Below are 3,164 nucleotides of genomic sequence, written 5' to 3' on the forward strand. Positions count from 1 at the left end.
ACTCGCTTTCGCTGCGGATCCATGGCTTAACCACTTATCCTTGCCGGCAACGTTAACTCGTAGGCTCATTATGCAAAAGGCACGCCGTCACCCCACTAAAGGGCTCCGACCGCTTGTAGGCGCATGGTTTCAGGATCTATTTCACTCCGTTATTCACGGTTCTTTTCACCTTTCCCTCACGGTACTGGTTCACTATCGGTCTCTCAGGAGTATTTAGCCTTAGCGGATGGTCCCGCCGAATTCAGACAGGGTTTCACGTGCCCCGCCCTACTCAGGATGCCGCTATCCATTACACTCGTTGCCCGTACGGGGCTGTCACCCTCTATGGCGCTCCTTTCCAGAAGCTTCCGGTTCCTTGTGCATGAAATGTCGCGGTCCTACAACCCCGAACATGCCGTAACATGTCCGGTTTGGGCTAATCCGCGTTCGCTCGCCACTACTTACGGAATCACTTTTGTTTTCTTCTCCTCCGCCTACTTAGATGTTTCAGTTCAGCGGGTTTGCCCACCTATCGGTGTGCTATGCCTTCAGCATAGCGGGTTGCCCCATTCGGGTATCTGCGGATCGGTCGATGTGTGCTCGTCCCCGCAGCTTTTCGCAGCTTATCACGCCCTTCATCGCCTCTGAGAGCCTAGGCATCCCCCATGCGCCCTTATTTTGCTTATTGTACCAATCTCGTTTTCAAAACGAGACCGTTTTTTTTTGTTTTTTATTATATGTATTGCTACCATAACAAAAAACGCTTTCTACTTTCTTATTATTTTCTTATCCCAATATGTCAATGAACTTTTATCTGCTCCTTCAAGCAGATTCGTGGAGAATAACGGAGTCGAACCGTTGACCTCCTGCGTGCAAGGCAGGCGCTCTAGCCAGCTGAGCTAATCCCCCATTTTTCAATCCTAGATTGTAGAATTCAGATTTTAGATTTCTTAATTCTTCTCTAATTTCTTTGGTGAATCCCAGCTTCCAGAATTTCCTTCTTTTTAAGTCAAATAGTAGTCCCGGGCAGACTCGAACTGCCGACCCCTACATTATCAGTGTAGTACTCTAACCAGCTGAGCTACGAGACTCTGTTTTACTTAAGTTTTTTATCATTATTTTAAATCGACAGCAAGAGCAATACAATACAGGACCAAGACCCGTTCGGTCCGCATCTTCTTTCCCCAACGTGTGCAAGCACCAACATTCGAGGCTCTAGAAAGGAGGTGTTCCAGCCGCACCTTCCGGTACGGCTACCTTGTTACGACTTAGCCCTAGTTACCAGTTTTACCCTAGGCAGCTCCTTGCGGTCACCGACTTCAGGCACCCCCAGCTTCCATGGCTTGACGGGCGGTGTGTACAAGGCCCGGGAACGTATTCACCGGATCATGGCTGATATCCGATTACTAGCGATTCCAGCTTCACGGAGTCGAGTTGCAGACTCCGATCCGAACTGTGACCGGCTTTGTAGATTCGCTCCCCCTCGCGAGGTGGCTGCTCTCTGTACCGGCCATTGTAGCACGTGTGTAGCCCAAGGCGTAAGGGCCGTGATGATTTGACGTCATCCCCACCTTCCTCACAGTTTGCACTGGCAGTCTTGTTAGAGTTCCCGACATGACTCGCTGGCAACTAACAACAGGGGTTGCGCTCGTTATAGGACTTAACCTGACACCTCACGGCACGAGCTGACGACAACCATGCAGCACCTTGTAGACCGTCTTGCGAAAGATCTGTTTCCAAATCGGTCGGTCTGCATTTAAGCCTTGGTAAGGTTCCTCGCGTATCATCGAATTAAACCACATGCTCCACCGCTTGTGCGGGCCCCCGTCAATTCCTTTGAGTTTCATTCTTGCGAACGTACTCCCCAGGTGGGATACTTATCACTTTCGCTTAGCCACTGAGGTCGCCCCCAACAGCTAGTATCCATCGTTTACGGCGTGGACTACCAGGGTATCTAATCCTGTTCGCTACCCACGCTTTCGTCCATCAGCGTCAATCCACCGGTAGCAACCTGCCTTCGCAATTGGTATTCCATGTAATCTCTAAGCATTTCACCGCTACACTACATATTCTAGTTGCTTCCCAGTAATTCAAGTCCTGCAGTATCAATGGCCGTTCCACCGTTGAGCGATGGGCTTTCACCACTGACTTACAAGACCGCCTACGGACCCTTTAAACCCAATGATTCCGGATAACGCTTGGATCCTCCGTATTACCGCGGCTGCTGGCACGGAGTTAGCCGATCCTTATTCTTACGGTACCGTCAAGCTCCCTCACGAGGGAGTGTTTCTTCCCGTACAAAAGCAGTTTACAATCCATAGGACCGTCATCCTGCACGCGGCATGGCTGGTTCAGGCTTGCGCCCATTGACCAATATTCCTCACTGCTGCCTCCCGTAGGAGTCTGGTCCGTGTCTCAGTACCAGTGTGGGGGATCTCCCTCTCAGGACCCCTACCCATCGTAGCCTTGGTAAGCCGTTACCTTGCCAACTAGCTAATGGGACGCATGCTCATCTTTCACCGTTGTGACTTTAATCATGAAAGGATGCCCTTCCATGATGCTATGAGGTATTAATCCAAATTTCTCTGGGCTATCCCTCTGTGAAAGGCAGATTGCATACGCGTTACGCACCCGTGCGCCGGTCTCAAGGCCCGAAAGCCTCTACCCCTCGACTTGCATGTGTTAAGCCTGCCGCTAGCGTTCATCCTGAGCCAGGATCAAACTCTTCATCGTATATTTTTATATTATATTACGATGCTTCACTATCGGTTCTTTTTCGAATCCTGCGATTCTACTGCTCTTATTCTTTTTGTCCCGTCTTTTGGACGAGACGGCTGTCAATTCAATATGTCTACGAACGTTTTTTTTTTTGTCTTTCGCTTGTCTCTCAAAGCGGGTGCAAAACTAAAACTTCTTTTTGTTTCTCGCAAGAAAAACTTGAAAATTTTTGAAACTTTTTTTTCGCTTCATTTTTCTCGTCTTCCTTCCAGTATCCCAATGAACTTTCCCTGTTTTGCGGGGTGCAAATGTAGAAAGCATTTTCAAATCTCGCAAGCTTTTCCGAATCTTTTTTTTTGGAAATTTCTTCCCTCCCGATTCTTCCTCCCTGCCAGTATTTCGATGAACGCCTTCGCTGTTGCGGGTGCAAAAGTAGAACCTTTATTCAGTTATACAAGACTTTTTCG

At 48.9% G+C, this 3,164-nt stretch carries 1 protein-coding gene, 2 tRNA genes and 2 rRNA genes (1 of these 5 cut by a window edge); 1 reads left to right on the forward strand and 4 read right to left on the reverse strand.

The features are described 5' to 3' along the window. The 4 genes from FND99_RS20085 to FND99_RS20100 form a co-directional block, all read right to left on the reverse strand. A 23S ribosomal RNA gene (locus FND99_RS20085) occupies positions 1-667 on the reverse strand; it reaches 2,213 nt to the left of the window's first position. Positions 668-814: 147 nt separating this feature from the next. Continuing rightward, positions 815-888: transfer RNA gene (locus FND99_RS20090), tRNA-Ala, on the reverse strand. A gap of 108 nt (positions 889-996) precedes the next feature. Beyond that, a tRNA-Ile gene (locus FND99_RS20095) sits at positions 997-1,070 on the reverse strand. 128 nt (positions 1,071-1,198) lie between these two features. Continuing rightward, a 16S ribosomal RNA gene (locus tag FND99_RS20100) occupies positions 1,199-2,712 on the reverse strand. Together the 16S and 23S rRNA genes with 2 tRNA genes alongside form the textbook arrangement of a ribosomal RNA operon. 114 nt (positions 2,713-2,826) lie before the next feature. Here FND99_RS20100 and FND99_RS20270 point away from each other — a divergent pair. Further along, a partial coding sequence (locus FND99_RS20270) for a hypothetical protein (RefSeq protein WP_211356649.1) occupies positions 2,827-3,164 on the forward strand: 338 nt, incomplete at its 3' end.

Origin of the sequence: Flavobacterium daemonense, from assembly GCF_007341385.1 — a bacterium.
Lineage (GTDB): Bacteria > Bacteroidota > Bacteroidia > Flavobacteriales > Flavobacteriaceae > Flavobacterium > Flavobacterium daemonense.